Consider the following 16,509-nt stretch of genomic DNA (forward strand, 5'->3'; position numbering starts at 1 on the left):
GAAAATACTAAGACGTTATAAACTATTTTTACAATGGGTTAAAAGCAATGTGTGGATATATTCTTTTGCTTTTTTTACCGCTGAAATGAGAGGTTCATTTAATGCTAAATGCGCTGCAATAGCGCTTGAGAGAATGCAACCTGTTCCTCGCATTGTTCCTTTTAAACGTGGAGTAGAGATATTTATGACTTCAGTTTTGTCAATGAAGCTATCAATTGCAAGAGGCCCCTCCGCATGTCCCCCTTTTACTAAAATAGAGCGAGCTCCCAATGACAAAAGTTTTTTTGCTTGTTGTATTGCTTGCTTATCATGAGATGCCAATGGACTTTGGCTAAGAAGAGCGAGTTCTTCTCTATTCGGTGTTAAAAGATCAACATGAGGAAGCAGTTTATCGATCATAGTGTCGATGATTGTTTCCGTTATTAGTTTTCCTCCTGATGAAGCGACAAGTACAGGGTCCAAAATAACTGGAACATGGGGATAGTCTTTGAGTACGTTACAGATTGCTGCTATAATTTCTTTTGTCCCCGTCATACCGATTTTTATTGCGCTTATTGGATTTGCTTCTAGGGCAGCACGCATTTGCGCAGCGACGAGGTCTCCACGCATTGGAATGATTTCGACAACGCGATTATCATCTTGTACGTTAACACAAGTAATTGCTAAATTTGCTTTTATTTGAAAATGCGCAGAGGTTTCTATATCACGAACAATACCAGCACCTCCTGTTGGATCAGTGCCCGCAACAATAAGAATGGAAGGTATCAACGCCATGTTTGTGTCACTTTTATCCACTGTTGTACACGCTCTTCAGGTTTTTTATGGAGGATAATATCAGTCACAACAGCAGCACTATTTGCTCCTGCTTTTAAAACACCAACTGCGCGTTCTGGTGTTAAACCACCAATACCCACCAAAGGTAAAACACCAATCCGCTTTCTCCATTGTTTGATTTTTTCTAGTCCTTGCGGCATCCATTTCATTTTTTTTAAGATTGTCGGATAAATAGGACCAAGTGCAATATACTCAGGATTAGCAGAGAGTGCGATATCCAATTCATGTTCATCATGTGTACTAAGACCAATTTTTATACCACTTTTACGAATTGCGTGAAGATCAGCATTGCTTAGGTCTTCTTGTCCCAGATGAATAAAATTACACTTTTCATCAATTGCTATTTCCCAATGATCATTAATAATTAATTGTGCTCCCAATTTATTGCATATGTTTTTTGCACGCTTGATATGTTGACGGATTAGTTGTTGATTTTCATGTTTCATACGCAATTGTACGAGCTTGATACCAAGAGGAAGCAAACGTTCAATCCAATCAGCGTTATCAACGATGAGGTAAAATGGATCCAGTTTCATGAAAATACTGCTTTTCCAATGATTGGCGTTGAAGGGACTGCTACACTGCGTGCTTCGATCATGCCAGCTTTATATCCCATACGTCCTGCTTGAACAGCTTTAGAAAATGCTTCAGCCATTAAGACAGGATCACCTGCTTTAGCAACTGCGGTATTAAGCAGTACTGCATCATAACCGAGTTCCATCGCAATGGCGGCATGTGATGGGCGTCCAATGCCGGCATCAATAACAAGAGTAGCATCAGGAAGATAAGCACGGATAGAACGCAATCCATCAGTATTATGAGGTCCTTTGGCAGAACCAATAGGAGCACACCAAGGCATAATAACACGGCAACCAATGTCAAAAAGTTTTTCAGCAACAATGAGATCATCCGTTGTATAGGCAAAAATTTTGAAACCTTCATTGTTTAAAATTTGAGCTGCTTCGATTAAGGAAAAAATATTTGGCTGTAAGGTGTCTGAATTACCGATAATTTCGAGTTTAATCCAAGCCGTTTTAAAAAGATCTCTTGCTAATTGGGCTGTGGTTACGGCCTCTTTAACAGTATAACAACCAGCAGTATTAGGAAGCACTGTTACCCCAAGTTCTTGAAGAAATTTCCAAAATTGTCCACCTTGTTTTCCACCTGCAGTTTCACGGCGCAAGGAAACAGTTACAATTTCCGTATTCGATTTATGAATAGCATCACGAAGGATTGCTGGTGAAGGATATTGCGCTGTACCTAATAGAAGACGGGAAGAGAATTGTCGTCCATAAAGATTCAGCATAATTTTAGCCTCCTTGCATTGGGCTTAAAATTTCAATTTTATCTCCTTCATGCAAGACAAATTGGCTTCGTGCATCTATGGGAACAACTTCAGCGTTAACAGCAGTTGCAAGCCAATTTCCTTCATACCCCAATTCTTCAAGCAAGAGACCGAGAGTCATAACTTCTGTTTGGACTGTTTCACCATTAACAAATATTTGCATGTTTTATTCCAATGCCAATTCCATTGCTCGTTTTGCCATTTCTGGAGACAACAGAAAACCATGTCTATAAAATCCATTAATAGAAATAAAGTTACCATCTTTATGCACAGAAGGGAAGTTATTAGGATAACATGGACGAACACCAACGCCAGATTCAATAATTTCTGCTTCAGCAAAAGCAGGATGTAAAGTATAAGCCGCGTTGAGCAGTTCCATCATTGATCTTACAGAGATTGCACCATCAAAGTCACTTTCAATCATCGTTGCACCAATCATAAAAATATTATCTTGTCGAGGTACAATGTAGAGAGGAAACCGTGGGTGAAGAAGACGAATTGGACGCGAAATTTTAATATCGGTGCAGCGCACGAGAAGCATTTCGCCGCGTACGCCCCGTATATTTTTATCTTTTCCTAAACGTGCTATTCCTGTCGCATCAATAACAATATCAAATTTTTTTTCAGCTATTTCTACATCAACAAAACAGGCTCCATTGTTGAGAAGCTTTTCTTTTAAAGTCATAAGTGCTTTGCGAGGATCAATATGGGCTTCATTTTCATAAAAGAGTGCACAGTTAAAACGTTCCGCAAGATCTGGTTCAAGATGAGCTATTTCTGTATTATCTACGGTTTTGTGATTATGCGTACGCACAGAAAATCGTTCAAGCTCTCCTCTATCTCGTGTAGGTGCAACCACTAAAGTGCCTTTTTGTATGACAAGGTTTGGGAGCGTTTTACGCCACCATTGTATAGCTTGTACACCAAGATCTTCAACAATTTGTTCTGCACTTTCCCTTTCACAGTAAGGTGCAAGCATTCCTCCTGCATACCAACTAGCACTTCCTATAGGTGAATGAGGGGGGGCCGATACAGTAACAGAAGCACCTTTTTGCTGTAACATAAAGGCAACTGTTAAGCCGCCTACACCTGCACCTTTGATAAGAATGTTCTTCAACTATTTACTTTCTTTTTTTGAGGAGGAACAATTTCCATATAAAGGTCACCATTTTTCTGATATTTTTCGGCCATGGCGATCATACCTTCCCCTTTTGTTTTTCTTATTGCAGCTGCCTCACGAATATCATGGGAAATACGCATAGAACAGAATTTTGGTCCACACATGGAACAAAAATGCACTAATTTATGGGCTTCTTTAGGCATTGTCTCATCGTGAAAGGCACAGGCTGTTTCTGGATCAAGAGAAAGGTTAAATTGATCATGCCATCTAAAATCAAATCGTGCACGCGAAAGAGCATTATCGCGCAATTGTGCTCTAGGTAAACCTTTAGCAAGGTCAGCGGCATGAGCAGCAATTTTATAAGTGATCACACCAGTTTTTACGTCATTCCTATCGGGGAGTCCTAGGTGTTCTTTAGGTGTTACATAACACAACATAGCAGTTCCAAACCATCCAATCATAGCGGCACCAATTGCTGATGTAATATGGTCATAACCAGGAGCAATATCCGTTGTAAGAGGTCCCAAAGTATAAAAAGGCGCCTCATGACAAAGATCTAATTGTTGCTCCATATTTTCTTTAATTTTGTGCATTGGGACATGTCCTGGTCCTTCAATCATAACCTGTACATCCTTTTTCCAAGCAATTTTTGTCAATTCTCCCAAGGTTTTAAGCTCTGCAAATTGGGCTTCATCATTGGCATCGGCAATAGAGCCAGGGCGTAATCCATCCCCCAATGAAAGAGAGATGTCATACGTGCGTGCAATATCACAAATTTCATCAAAATGTTCATAGAGAAAGCTTTCTTTGTGATGATGGAGACACCATTTTGCCATAATAGAACCGCCTCGTGAAACAATACCTGTTACACGATCAATGGTCATAGGAATAAATGGTAATCTTAATCCTGCGTGAATGGTAAAATAATCAACACCTTGCTCTGCTTGCTCAATAAGGGTATCACGGAAAATATCCCATGTTAAGTTTTCGGCAATACCCTGTACTTTTTCGAGTGCTTGATACAGAGGAACAGTCCCGATGGGCACAGGAGAATTTCGAATAATCCATTCACGAATATTGTGAATATTTCGACCTGTAGAAAGATCCATAACTGTATCTGCTCCCCAGCGAATGGCCCAAACCATTTTATCAACTTCTTCTTCCATAGATGAAGTTACTGCTGAATTGCCAATATTAGCATTAATTTTAACACGAAAATTACGCCCAATAATCATGGGTTCGCACTCTGGATGATTAATGTTTTGTGGAATAATGGCGCGTCCACAAGCAATTTCATTGCGCACAAATTCCGCAGTATAAATTTCTGGTATTGATCCAGCAAATGTTTCATTTGATGGTACATTCTGCCATTCTTTTACTACTAATCCTTCATTTTCTCGTATAGCCACATATTCCATTTCTTCGGTAATAATGCCTGCGCGTGCGTAAGCCATTTGTGTAATTGCTTTGCCATTTTTTGCTCGTAAAATAGAACGTTTTTGCTTAAAGGCTGGAGTAAGGTTTTTATCAGAAGTCAATCCATTATCTTCAGGTTTAACTAATCGTGCAGGATAAGTTTCAGTATCATCCCGCTTAGAGAGCCAAGGCAAGCTAATTGCTGGCAGGCCTTTTGTAATATCAATGATCATATCTTTATCTGTGTAGGGGCCAGAAGTATCGTAGACGTTTAAAGGTTTTTCACCACTGCCATCAGCCAGTGAAATTTCACGCAATGGTACGCGCACATCAGAAAAGAGAAGGCTCTGTTGATAAATTTTGCGTGAAGCGGGAAAGGGGCTACAACTGATTGATGGAGTATTTTTCTGCACAAACTTTTTCCTTATAGACACGGAGTTCAAAAATAGGTTGCGATGTTAATGGAGTTACGATGTTAATGGAGATGTATTCAAATTATCAATCACGAGCATTCAGATGAATAGGGATAGTATTGCTTTGTAGCAAAGAAAACCCAATACAGCTCAAGAAAAGTTATTTTGAAAAACTGATACAATATCTATTCTAATATTTGCATGCCTCCTCCCACTTGAAGTATTTTTGTTAATACGAATATGGTTGGCTTAAATATCTATATTGTCAATCATAAAAATATATTTTAAACGATTTTGGTGTGTTTTTAAGAGTGAAAATAGATATTATGAAGTGATAAACTATGATATTGAAGCTTTTATAAACCAGAATAAAGTTAAAAACGGATTATCAGGGAAAAGTAGATAGTTTATGGCTTTGATTGAGATTTTTTTCATATTAAAATAATAACTCAGAATACCATAAGATCCTCTCATCATATATCTTTTCGTATAAAAACACTTCCTTGCACGTCATAAGTGGGAGCGTATGGGGCAAAGCACTTGAAGAAAGGAAGCCAAATGTCATTTAATGAACATTCTAAGAGTGAGGCTGTCAAAACGTGGGAGCCAACAAAATGTATGATGGATTCCACTTGTATCTTCAAAAGCTTAAAGCTGATGATCTATAATGGCTTGCTATTGTATCATTGACGTGCGCTGTCGTAAAATGAAAGGAGTATATTTTGAGCAATATTTCTTAAAAAGTGCGTAATATGCAATATCATTATATTTTGTTTGGGGCATTCTATTCTTCATGAGGGGGATGTTCGCATTAAGAATGCGATAAATAAAAGCGAGAAACAATACCTAATCTTTATTATAAAAATAATATTGCCTTGAATTAAGAAGAACACCAATAATTGCAAGATGTTGTTTAGAATGATTTATTGTTCTTGCAAAAAAAATATACATATAATAATATATAGAGGGGGATGTGCTAAGTGTGGGAGGGGAAAAGTTGGTTATGGGGCGTTTAAAAAACAAGGATATTGTTCATAAAAATTGGGGGAGGGGCTGGGTTATGCTTTTTAATTTTTTCCGGATCGGATACAACCTTCAAATTTTGTGAAGGTGTGAGGTGTTTCTTTAGTATTTCAAAGTATTTCATTTTCAGTTCAATGAAAGTGTGGAGCAAATGTCCATATTGAATATATTCTCTGTGATACATTTAGATTGAACAAAAGCTTATTCAAAAAAAACATTGGTGCTAATCTTGTGACACAATTTCAGAAATCAATTGAATAAAATAGAACAAAGTATCTGCATGTGAATAAAAACATAATGAAGCATGCAAAAAATTTGAAGCTAATTTTTAAAGTTTTAATACAAATGATAGCCAAAAGATAGAATTTCTTTGTTTAAAATATATGGTATAAAATATCGACGAGATAGATTTAAACTATTGAAAAAAATAAAAAAAGATAATGTTTAAGTCAGAAACTTTCTATGTGGATGATAAGTTATTACATTCAGTAATGGTTATATGAAATCCATAATAAGAAAAATTTTGGAAGTATTTATAAATTTTGCAACAAGATGCAAGATTGAAAAAATAATTATATAACAACAGCAAAGCAACAAAACAAGATATTAAGTAACCTCAGATGAGGTGGTTACATTATACATTAGAAGAGAAAGCATTAATACTAATGTTATGAAAAGCGTCTGGTGAATTTAGGTTATAAAATTGGAAGGAGTGAAGAGAGATAAAATGCGTAAATAAGGATGGTGCAGTGGTTATGATGTACCAATCAACAGCGGCAGCACATTTTAGTGCACAGAACGAGAAGTTGTTAGAAAAACTATGAAAATAATGGGGGATTTAAAATGTCTAATATCTATGATTGGTCTCTAAAGGCTGATGAAAATGCTTATTCAGATAGTATCATTAATTGGGCAGAAGGACAGCCGCCTAGTTCTGTTAATGATAGTGCAAGGGCGATGATGCAGCGCGTGCGCGAATATCTTGCAGATAATGGTGGATCTATTAATTCAAGCTTTATAGTAAATTTGGAAGATAAAACAACATTAATTACCTTAAAGACAGTTTCGCCTATAAAGAAATACAACAATGATATCGTCATACGTTTTAAAGCTTGTGGTGTAAATATTGGCGTGACAACAATAACTGTTAATAATATAGGAGAAAAGCTTATCTATAAAGCCACTGATACGGGGGTTATACCATTAGAAGGTGGAGAATTTCAAACAGATGGCATTTATGAAATGGTATACAATAATGGTGTTTTAATAAAAGAGCATGAGGGTTGGTATTTATTAAACCCTACACCACCAAAGATAGAAAGTTTCCCCTCTGGATTTATTGCAACATTTGCTATGCAAAATGTGCCAAATGGTTGGCTTTTATGTGATGGTAAGGCCTATAAGCGTGAAGATTATCCGCAGTTATTCGAGGCAATAGGTGATAAATGGGGAAAAGACAGCAATAAAACTTTTAAAGTTCCTGATTTTAGAGGCATGTTTTTACGCGGCTTTGATAATGGTCGGGGTTTAGATGGTGGTAGAAAGTTTGCAGATGAACAACAAGATAGCATAAAATCACATACGCATATTGGGAGTATTGAAAACGCAGGCGAGCATGCGCATAATTTTGAGTATCAAGGGGTAGGATGGCCCGTTGGTGATATTGGGAGACTCCCGAATCATTATACTTATAATGCAACCCTGAAAGGGAGAACAGCTTCTGCTGGTGCACATACACACAAGGTAACTCTTTCCCATACGGGTGAGGCAGAAACGCGCCCTGTTAATACAACCGTTGTCTATGCTATAAAATCATAAGTATGTTTAAGTAATAATAATCTATACACCTTGATAATTTTGTTAACGCGGAGCAATTCCGCGTTATTTTCTATACATATGAAAAGGAAATCTATATTGTTAATAGAATACTTGAGAGCGTCAAAAAACAAATTTAAAATGATTGAAAGAAAGAGTTAAGAATATAATTTATTTTATAATTATATGATAACATAGGGAAAATGTTTAAAAATCATTTAAACTGTGCCGTGAAGAGATCTGGAGATATATTTTTTCATAAGGTGTTTTGATAGGGGAAGGTAATAAAATTATTCAACCTGAGGCATAAAAAAGTACAATATTTTTAGCGTTTTTTGTGCAAAAATAGCATACCCCTGTATGAGTTAATTCATCTTATAAATATATTTCTCACCTTGTTGTCGATTTCATTTCTTTGCATTGCCATGGTAGGAGGCTTTATCTGTAAATGATAGTTCCCCTTTGAGTGGAATCATCATTATGCTTATGAAGCAGAAGACAAACGCTATTTCTATACTCTCTCCTCATCCCTATATTCCGCATTGTTTTTGCATTAGGGGGCTTACAAAAAGCGTTATTGAGTTTATTTTAAAGTTTTTATTCAATAGGTTAATTCTTTGTGATATGCCAATAAACAATTTTTTAATAGAGAAAGAAAATTAAAAATATCATTGTAAATCAATATTTATTTATACAAATAAGCTAAAGTATATGTATTATAAAGAAAACATTACCATTAAAGCTACAAATAAATCTTTTATGCAGGGGAGAAAGGTACTTGATTTCTATATGGTCCTTAGAAGATATAATAATACACCCGTTATTATAACAAAGGCATTTGTACGCATTTCTTGAATCATTTTTATAAAGATAAAAGTGATATAAAGAGTAGGAAAACGCATATTTATGTTGTATAAATTCGTATTATCTAACAGTTTGATAGCAAAACAAAACTTCACATGTTTTTAGTTACGTAAAATCTTGAAAGATTTTAAACTGGTAGTTTTTTCCAAAAATATCTTTAGGGTGCTTGGTCTTCTTTTTTAATGATAGATGACAAAAAGGAGTTCATATAAAAATAAAAAAGATTCTTGAATATTTGCGTGTTTTATTTTGCTATGGACTTTAGTTTTTAGATTGAAGCCGATAGCCTAGAGATCTAATTTCATAGGAGGATGTCGTTTGAGGGAGTATAAAAGGGATATCTTCTTTAGGTAATTCAGAAACGTTTAAAGAACAATGATAAACATCGCGGAGATTTTGTGTTGTCAACACATTAGTTGCATTTCCTTCGCAATAAATCTCACCTTCCTTGAGCAAGATCATGTTATCTGCATAATGTGCCGCGAGATTGAGGTCATGAAGAACAGCAAGAACGCCGCCACCAGAATGAGCAAATTGTTTAGCAATATCCATAACGATGATTTGATGTTGAATATCGAGGCTAGCAATAGGTTCATCTAATATCATCCAGCGAGGAATCCCATTATGAACAGGTTTCCAGACTTGGCAAAGTACACGGGCAAGTTGTACTCTAGCTTGTTCTCCACCTGATAATTGGTGATAATACAGGTTGCCATAATCAGAAAGGTCAACGCACTCTAAAGCTTTCTGGATAAGATTTTGCAATTCGGCTTTGGCAATGCTAAATTGGTTTACAGAAAGGCCAAGCCCTACAACTTCATGGACTAAGAATGGAAATACGAGCGTTGTTGATTGTGGTAGTACAGCCCGCATTTTTGCCATTACATGAGTTTTTGTTTGGCATACATTATAACCATTTAAGGTTATTTTTCCACTATAAGGAATTTCACCACTCAGAGCTTTGATAAAAGTACTTTTTCCTGATCCATTAGGACCAATAATAATGGTAAAAGCACCACTTTTAGCTTGAAGATTAATGTGTTTAAGAATCTGCTTCTTTCCGCGCTGAACACAAATATTTGTCGCTTCAATCATGAAAAGTCTGTTCCTCGTTTGCATATAAGGATCCATAGAAAGAAAGGTGCACCAAAAAGCGCTGTTACAATCCCAATCGGCAATTCTGCGGGGGCAACAATTAAGCGTGCAAACATATCAGCAAAAATAAGTAATGCTGCTCCCAAGAGAGCAGAGCAAGGAATGAGATAGCGATGATCAGGACCTATGAGTTGACGTAAAATATGAGGAACAATAATACCAATAAAACCAATACCACCACTGACAGCAACAGCACTACCGCACATAAGAGCAACAAGGGGAATAGCAATATTTTTGACGCGTTGAATATGGAAACCAATATGGCCAGCAACAGCTTCTCCAAGAGCAAGGGCATTAAGTGCTCGTGATAAAAAGGGAGAGAAAAGAAGACCAATAACGATAAAAGGGAGAACAAGCCATACTTTCAACCATGTAGCGCCCGCAAGAGAGCCCAGACTCCAAAAAGTGATATCACGCAGTTGTTGGTCATTTGCGACAAAAATCAATGTTCCTACAACAGCACTGCTTAATGCACCAAGAGCAATACCAGCAAGCAGCATGGTTGCAATAGAGGTAAAGCTGTTATGCGTTGCTATTATGTAGAGAATAATCGTTGATAAAAGTCCACCAAAAAAAGCACCTATGATAACTTTATAAGGCTCTAGAAAAGGTGCAAAAGAAACAGGAAAAGCAATGCCGACAACAATTGCTAAGACTGCTCCAAGTCCAGCACCTGCTGATACACCTACAATTCCGGGATCTGCAAGAGGATTACGAAAAAGCCCTTGCATAAGAACACCGGAGACAGCTAAGGCTGCTCCAATCAATAATCCCAAGATAACACGGGGAAGCCTTATGTCGATGAGCACGAGGTAATCACGCGTTTTACTACTTACCGAAAAATCTTGTGTAAGTATCACATGGAGGAGATCAACGAAAGAAACCTTTGCTGCACCATTCAAGAGCCCACCAAAAATACTGAAAATAAGGAATATTATTAAGCTTAATAATAAAATCTTCCCCTGCTTTGAACGGTTTATTTTTTTACCTTCTTTTTCTTTAGGTAAATGCATCTTGGATGTACCGTCTACCATTTTTATCAGCTCTTACCGTTTTGATGTGCACCATAAAGTATCTCAATAAGCTCTCTTGATGCGTCTGCAGTACGTGGACCAAATCCCAAAAAATACATAGCATCCATCTGTTTTATGGCATGATTTTTCGCTGCAGTTGTTGCTTGAACTGCCGGTATGGCTAAAATCTTATCAATGCTGGTTGATCTTGCACCATGTTTTACAAGCAAAATAACATCAGGATCTGATTTCAATAATGCTTCGCCGTTGAGAAGTTTATATCCTTTATAATCGGTGATAGCATTGATAGCGCCTGAAAGTTTGATCATACTATCAGCTGCAGTACCTGTTCCAGATGCCATGACGCGTCCATTTTGCACAGAGAAAACAAAAAGAACACGCTTTGGTGTTGTTACTTTCGCCAAACGCGCATCGTTGTCTAAAAAATTACGCTTCAATTTCTCAATTAACGCCGCGGCTTGCACTTCCCGATGAATGGCTTGACCAACGAGGCGAATCTTTTCTATCACATTTTCACGGGAGTAGTCTTCTGGTATGATCACCAGAGGTATTGATGTTTTTTTGAGAATATCAATTGTTGAAGCGGGACCACTTCCTTCAACAAGCAATATACCCTCTGGAGCAAGTGATAAAACCCCCTCAGGTGAAAGAGCACGCATATATCCAAGCACAGGAAGCTTGAGCGCTTCTTGTGGGTAGACGCTTGTACTATCACGGGCGACAAGTTGATCTTGGGCTCCCAATGCATAGACAATTTCTGTAAGTGCTCCGCCGATAGAAACAATTCGAGCATTTTCAGGAAAACGCGTTGCAGGTTCAGCAATTACTTGTTTAGAAAAACAAGTAAGAGAGAGCAGTAAACACGTAAGAAAAAGGTTTGATAACCTATGTAAAAGAGATATGAACATGTCTAACCTTATCTTATCTTAGTTACTGCTGTTTTCTTGGCATGATGGCAAATTATTCAATAAAGAACGCCAATCTTCACGTTCTTTTTGACCCTCCTTGCGTACGCCAAAAAATTGAATAACCATCTCATCATCTTTATCGAAAACTTCAAGTGAACTGACATAACCATCACGGGTAGGTTTGCGAACATGCCATACTCTAGCAATCCCGGACGTGAGTAAATGAAGGTCAAATCTTGGATCAAGAACATTAAGCCAAGGTCCCATTTGCTTAATATTTTTTACAGTCCCACTAAAAATTTGAATACACCCTATATTCCCAACAAAACACATGATTGGCAGTTCTTGTTGTGCGACTTGGTTAAGCATTATTTCAACAGCATTTACCTGTAATTCATCGGCAAATTCATTACCAACATATTTTACAGCATGATGTCGATTAATTTTAAATTCGGAAATAATTTTGTGAAGTTGGTGTACATCTGTCATTTTCCGCCAACGATCCCGAAAACTCTCAATATCCAATTCTGTTATGTCACATTGGGCTGGGAGAGAAACGGGAAGAATGTTAAGAACAGGAGACTGATCTTCAAGAAGGAGCTTTTCAACAAGTTTATTCCACTCTTCCATATTTGTCATATCTTTAGAATAGACCTTTAAAATAGCAACGCCATGTTGATCAAAGAATTGCAGACTTTTTGTAGGTTTTCCAAGAATAACGACATCATATTCAAAACCGAACTTCCATTGTTTTGTAAAAATACGCAAATCAATTTCACCAAGTGTGATAGGAATATGTTCGTTTTGAACAATTTTTTCAAAGCGTCCCGTTATTTCGTGAACAGCATATTCATTGCGAGTTAAGACCATGACGGTTCCAAGTCGAGGTGCATTTTCCAAGAGAGTAGCAACATCAGTTTGTAGCCTTTTTGCTTTTCCAATGGTACAATAAGCCGCAATAAGCTCCGCTTCAGATATACCAATCGAAACCGCAAAATCGCGGTTTCGCATTTCTTTTTTTTCTTCACGCAAACGAAGAATCATTTCAGCTGTATGTGCCATGAATTTACCTTATGTTACTTAACTCAAAAACTAACTTTCAAATTTTACAATTCCAAGGCAATAAATTAAATTCTTTTAAGAGTTCAATCTATCACAAAATAACACTCTATCGCCAACAGCTGAGCAATCAAAAAACGATAAAACAGAAAGAATTAAAACTTTTCTACCAAATCTTTGTAATTTTAAAGATGTTGAAAATAGAAACACAATAATTAATCCTTTTATCAATACGATTTTATTGACCGAATAATTAACAGAAGTGACTAAAACTTTTGTACAAACGACACCTTAAAGTTACGACCAGGCTGGCTATAATAATCTTTTGGTGTTGAACTTTTACCTGAAGGAAGTTCAGATACATTCCAATATTTTGTATTGAAAAGATTATAAACACCGGCTCTTAGAATAGGTCCCGTTTCACCGAATGGTTTCCACCACCCTGTCATATCAACGACATGATATCCTGGAATTTTTTGGTAATCAGATTCTCCGGCTACTTTGTCACGTTTAGCTGCCAAAGTAAGGATAATATCGCTTCCCCAAACCTCTTTTGCATATCCTAATCCGATAACTGCTTTCAAAGGAGGAATTGAGTTAAGATACTCCTTTTTATCAAGATCTTTTCCTTGTGAATAAGCAAGAGCAACATTGCTATGAAAACCATTTTTAAGAACTAAATGGGCTTTTGTCTCAACACCAAAAATTTGCACGTGAAAACGATTCATGTAATGCCGACGCGCAAATCTAAATTCCTCTGATGGCCCTCTATCCTCAGTATCTATGAAATTCTTATATTTATTGAAAAAGGCATTGAAGGAACCACCGAAATTTACATTTCCATACCGTAGACCAACATCATACCCATTGCTTGTTTCTGGTTGAAGATCAGGATTCCCTTTCACGTAATAAGCAGAAGGTTTGATATAAGAGACGTAAAGTTCTGAAATACGTGGTGCACGAAAAGCCTGTGCCCACTGAGCATAGAGCGTTACTTGATTACGAACATCCCACTCCACGCGTAATTTAGGAGAAAAGCGTGAACCATTTCTTTCTGGAGGGAATTTATCAGAAATCAGTGCTTTCTCATAAGAAGGTGTTTTCTGAGGAACATATTTGTACCAATCATACCGGATTCCCGGTGTTATACGAAAACGATCATCAACCAACCCAATTTCATCTTCAAAAACAAAACCTAAATTGTAACCATTTGTGTCTGGTGAATCTGATCGATTAGCAGGAACAAAAAGACATCCCCGAGCGTATTCTTTTATATGACAATTGTCTTTACCTAACAAATAGTGATGAAATTTAGATGACGAAACATTCATTACAAACTTTAACGTATGGTTTATAGTGCCAAAATCCACTTTTTTAAGGGCATCAGCATTGAAACCATAATTGATATTACGCAAGAAATTATCTCTCAAATAATCCCCTTTGGGAGCTGAAACACGAACGCCTGTCATAACGTAACGACTTGATTGCCTTTGCCAATAAAGCTGCCCATTAAACGCATCAAGAACTGCATCACCATTACCATTATAATTATAAGAAAGAGAAAAGCGCTCACGAAGTTTATTATCCTGCTCATAAACGGAACCTGGAGCGTATCTTTTAGACGAATTTAATTCATGTGTGTTACTATTATGACCAAAACGCTCTGCGGTAAAACCAAGGCGGTGATTATCACTCAAATATTGATGAATTTTAAAAAGTAAGTTATTTTTATCAAAGTGAGAAGGGTTTTTGCGCGTGCGTTCCTCATACCCTTCTACTGTTCCCATATTTTTGCGCTCATGACCTTCTACATAAGATCCTTGAAAAAGTAAAAATGTTCGGTAATTACGCACAGCAAAAGCTTGATCGATGCGCCAGCTGTTATCAACAGAATTATAACCACCTTTTATAAGGCTTCCCCAATTCTTTTCTTCCACGATCAGGTCTTCAGGATCAAGGGTACGCAACGCAATGATTCCCCCTAAGGCGCCAGAACCATAAAGACTAGAATCTGATCCTTGAATAGTATCAAACGTAGAAAGAGCATTGAAATCAAAAGTTGTGTTTCCACCTCCACCACGGAATATATCATTAAACCATGGAAGAGAAATACCATCCATTGTCGTAAGAACACGGTTTGCATCTAAACCTCGAATAACGAAACTGTTATTTTCTGAGTTATAGGATACGGAAGGATTAAGACGACTCACATCATAAACATCAGTTATTTGTCTTTCATCAATATTCTTGTTGGTCTTACGATCAGTCAGAATGGTTATTGAATTTGAAGCATCTTCTATTTTTTTTCCTTTAATAAGGATTGGTTTGAGTTCAGTGACAGCACTTCCATCTTTATTTTGTGCAAAAACAAATGAAGGTATACAGACCGATAATGCACTTAAAATTACACAGCTTTTATAGATATTTTTTCGTCTTATTTGCATAACACATCATAACCCTTTTAAACATCCCCTCTCTGTTTTGAAATTTTTTAATACAAAAAGGCTGGACTCACTGATTAAAACTTGCCAGCCAAGTAGGAATGATTTTGACAACGTCACAAAATCATTAGAAGACCATATTAAACATGACAAAATCAGTCAAGAAAAAAGTTGCAATTTCAAAATAGCCTGTTTTAATGAGATTGAACACCAATATTAAGCTTAAAATAGTGGCAGAAGAAACGATGATTTTTGCAAATACGAAACAATTATTAACTCTTTGGATTGGTGCATTTATTGGGGCTTTCTTTTTGCATGTATTATTGGCAGCACAGTTTTATTTTCAAAGTACTGGTATAAGTAATGGTTTGCTCTCATCGGAGATTATGCTGACTTTTGTGCAAGAAACTGTATATCCGGATGTTGATACAGACTTGCCAGATATTCATAGAGAGTCGGATATTAATACAGAACAAGAAATATTACAGTCTGATCTCCTAGAGCAGGAGTCAGAAGGATTGGAATCCGTGGATGAAGTTCAATCGGAAGAACCTCAGCATATAGTAGAACAAGATGATTTAAAGCCTTTGGAAGAACCCCTACCTCAAAAAGTGGAGCATAAAGCGTTTATCAAAAAAACAATACAGATGCCAAAGGCCGTAGTAAAGCGCTCCAATGCAAAGGCGGTACGTTCTTCTTCCATCAACAAGGGCGGCGGTACAGCAGGGCTTGAAGATATGTTGTTAATGGAGTGGTTAGCAAAGGTACAGTCACAATTAGAAAGGCAAAAAAATTATATTGTGGGACAGCGCACCAATCGTACAAAAGGAACGGTGAAGTTAGAATTTATGGTGCATGAGCAGGGGAGTATTTTTTCTAGTCGTGTCATTGTTTCTGCTGGAGATCCAGAACTTGATCGATTAGCGATGGCAGCCCTTCGACGCGTTGGTTCTTTTCCACCACCACCACCATCAAAAGTGAATAAAACAATTAGAGTATCCCTAATATTTAGCTGATTTTTTATACGGGGCGATTTTCTTATAATATATTGATTTATAATGATTGTTTATAATTTTGATGAA

13 protein-coding genes are annotated in these 16,509 nt (G+C 37.0%); 2 read left to right on the top strand and 11 right to left on the bottom strand.

All coding sequences use genetic code 11. From position 1 onward, the window contains the following. Positions 1-15 precede the first annotated feature (15 nt). From ACFINL_RS01835 to thiC, 6 genes are read right to left on the bottom strand one after another with little or no spacing between them, the layout of a single operon-like run. Positions 16-774 (bottom strand): hydroxymethylpyrimidine/phosphomethylpyrimidine kinase, encoded by a 759-nt coding sequence (locus ACFINL_RS01835; protein ID WP_375649662.1) that lies wholly within the window; start codon positions 772-774, stop codon positions 16-18. Continuing rightward, on the bottom strand, positions 765-1,370 hold the full coding sequence (locus ACFINL_RS01840) for a thiamine phosphate synthase (protein ID WP_375649478.1): 606 nt from the start codon (positions 1,368-1,370) through the stop codon (positions 765-767). Before ACFINL_RS01840 ends, ACFINL_RS01835 begins: the two co-directional genes overlap by 10 nt. Beyond that, positions 1,367-2,140 (bottom strand): thiazole synthase, encoded by a 774-nt coding sequence (locus ACFINL_RS01845; protein ID WP_273791116.1) that lies wholly within the window; start codon positions 2,138-2,140, stop codon positions 1,367-1,369. Before ACFINL_RS01845 ends, ACFINL_RS01840 begins: the two co-directional genes overlap by 4 nt. A gap of 4 nt (positions 2,141-2,144) precedes the next feature. Further along, positions 2,145-2,342 (bottom strand): sulfur carrier protein ThiS, encoded by a 198-nt coding sequence (gene thiS / locus ACFINL_RS01850; protein ID WP_273791115.1) that lies wholly within the window; start codon positions 2,340-2,342, stop codon positions 2,145-2,147. Between the two features lie 3 nt (positions 2,343-2,345). Then, complete coding sequence (locus ACFINL_RS01855) at positions 2,346-3,296, bottom strand: FAD-dependent oxidoreductase (RefSeq protein WP_375649488.1); 951 nt, start codon at positions 3,294-3,296, stop codon at positions 2,346-2,348. Then, a complete protein-coding gene (gene thiC / locus ACFINL_RS01860; protein WP_375649496.1) occupies positions 3,293-5,128 on the bottom strand; it encodes a phosphomethylpyrimidine synthase ThiC in 1,836 nt (611 codons plus the stop codon). Before thiC ends, ACFINL_RS01855 begins: the two co-directional genes overlap by 4 nt. A gap of 1,866 nt (positions 5,129-6,994) precedes the next feature. On the opposite strand from thiC, the gene ACFINL_RS01865 reads away from it, so the two are divergent. Next, positions 6,995-7,969: a tail fiber protein gene (locus ACFINL_RS01865; protein ID WP_375611203.1), complete on the top strand. Its 975-nt coding sequence runs from the start codon at positions 6,995-6,997 to the stop codon at positions 7,967-7,969. Positions 7,970-9,091: 1,122 nt separating this feature from the next. On the opposite strand, the gene ACFINL_RS01870 is transcribed toward ACFINL_RS01865, so the two are convergent. The 5 genes from ACFINL_RS01870 to ACFINL_RS01890 form a co-directional block, all read right to left on the bottom strand. Then, positions 9,092-9,925, bottom strand: coding sequence for a heme ABC transporter ATP-binding protein (locus tag ACFINL_RS01870; RefSeq protein WP_375611204.1), 834 nt, complete (start codon positions 9,923-9,925; stop codon positions 9,092-9,094). Further along, positions 9,922-11,019, bottom strand: a complete 1,098-nt coding sequence (locus ACFINL_RS01875) for a FecCD family ABC transporter permease (protein ID WP_375638085.1) — start codon at positions 11,017-11,019, stop codon at positions 9,922-9,924. Before ACFINL_RS01875 ends, ACFINL_RS01870 begins: the two co-directional genes overlap by 4 nt. A gap of 5 nt (positions 11,020-11,024) precedes the next feature. Next, positions 11,025-11,927: a hemin ABC transporter substrate-binding protein gene (locus ACFINL_RS01880; RefSeq protein WP_375649502.1), complete on the bottom strand. Its 903-nt coding sequence runs from the start codon at positions 11,925-11,927 to the stop codon at positions 11,025-11,027. Between the two features lie 18 nt (positions 11,928-11,945). Continuing rightward, positions 11,946-12,989 carry a hemin-degrading factor gene (locus ACFINL_RS01885; protein ID WP_375649509.1) on the bottom strand — a complete coding sequence of 348 codons (1,044 nt, stop codon included), beginning with the start codon at positions 12,987-12,989 and terminating at the stop codon, positions 11,946-11,948. A gap of 263 nt (positions 12,990-13,252) precedes the next feature. After that, entirely contained in the window at positions 13,253-15,430 is a 2,178-nt protein-coding gene (locus ACFINL_RS01890; protein ID WP_375611208.1) for a TonB-dependent hemoglobin/transferrin/lactoferrin family receptor, read from the bottom strand. 242 nt (positions 15,431-15,672) lie between these two features. Between ACFINL_RS01890 and ACFINL_RS01895 the strand changes: the two genes are divergently transcribed. Beyond that, positions 15,673-16,443: an energy transducer TonB gene (locus ACFINL_RS01895; RefSeq protein ID WP_375649667.1), complete on the top strand. Its 771-nt coding sequence runs from the start codon at positions 15,673-15,675 to the stop codon at positions 16,441-16,443. Positions 16,444-16,509 lie beyond the last annotated feature (66 nt).

The organism is Bartonella sp. AA78NXGY (assembly GCF_042197005.1).
Taxonomy (GTDB): domain Bacteria; phylum Pseudomonadota; class Alphaproteobacteria; order Rhizobiales; family Rhizobiaceae; genus Bartonella.

Excerpts from the sequence above, each read along its gene's own strand:
- ACFINL_RS01865 (WP_375611203.1), top strand. The coding sequence starts at position 6,995 with ATGTCTAATATCTATGATTGGTCTCTAAAGGCTGATGAAAATGCTTAT.
- ACFINL_RS01890 (WP_375611208.1), bottom strand. The coding sequence starts at position 15,430 with ATGCAAATAAGACGAAAAAATATCTATAAAAGCTGTGTAATTTTAAGT.
- ACFINL_RS01875 (WP_375638085.1), bottom strand. The coding sequence starts at position 11,019 with ATGGTAGACGGTACATCCAAGATGCATTTACCTAAAGAAAAAGAAGGT.
- ACFINL_RS01845 (WP_273791116.1), bottom strand. The coding sequence starts at position 2,140 with ATGCTGAATCTTTATGGACGACAATTCTCTTCCCGTCTTCTATTAGGT.
- thiS (WP_273791115.1), bottom strand. The coding sequence starts at position 2,342 with ATGCAAATATTTGTTAATGGTGAAACAGTCCAAACAGAAGTTATGACT.
- ACFINL_RS01870 (WP_375611204.1), bottom strand. The coding sequence starts at position 9,925 with ATGATTGAAGCGACAAATATTTGTGTTCAGCGCGGAAAGAAGCAGATT.
- ACFINL_RS01895 (WP_375649667.1), top strand. The coding sequence starts at position 15,673 with ATGATTTTTGCAAATACGAAACAATTATTAACTCTTTGGATTGGTGCA.
- ACFINL_RS01885 (WP_375649509.1), bottom strand. The coding sequence starts at position 12,989 with ATGGCACATACAGCTGAAATGATTCTTCGTTTGCGTGAAGAAAAAAAA.
- ACFINL_RS01835 (WP_375649662.1), bottom strand. The coding sequence starts at position 774 with ATGGCGTTGATACCTTCCATTCTTATTGTTGCGGGCACTGATCCAACA.
- ACFINL_RS01880 (WP_375649502.1), bottom strand. The coding sequence starts at position 11,927 with ATGTTCATATCTCTTTTACATAGGTTATCAAACCTTTTTCTTACGTGT.
- ACFINL_RS01840 (WP_375649478.1), bottom strand. The coding sequence starts at position 1,370 with ATGAAACTGGATCCATTTTACCTCATCGTTGATAACGCTGATTGGATT.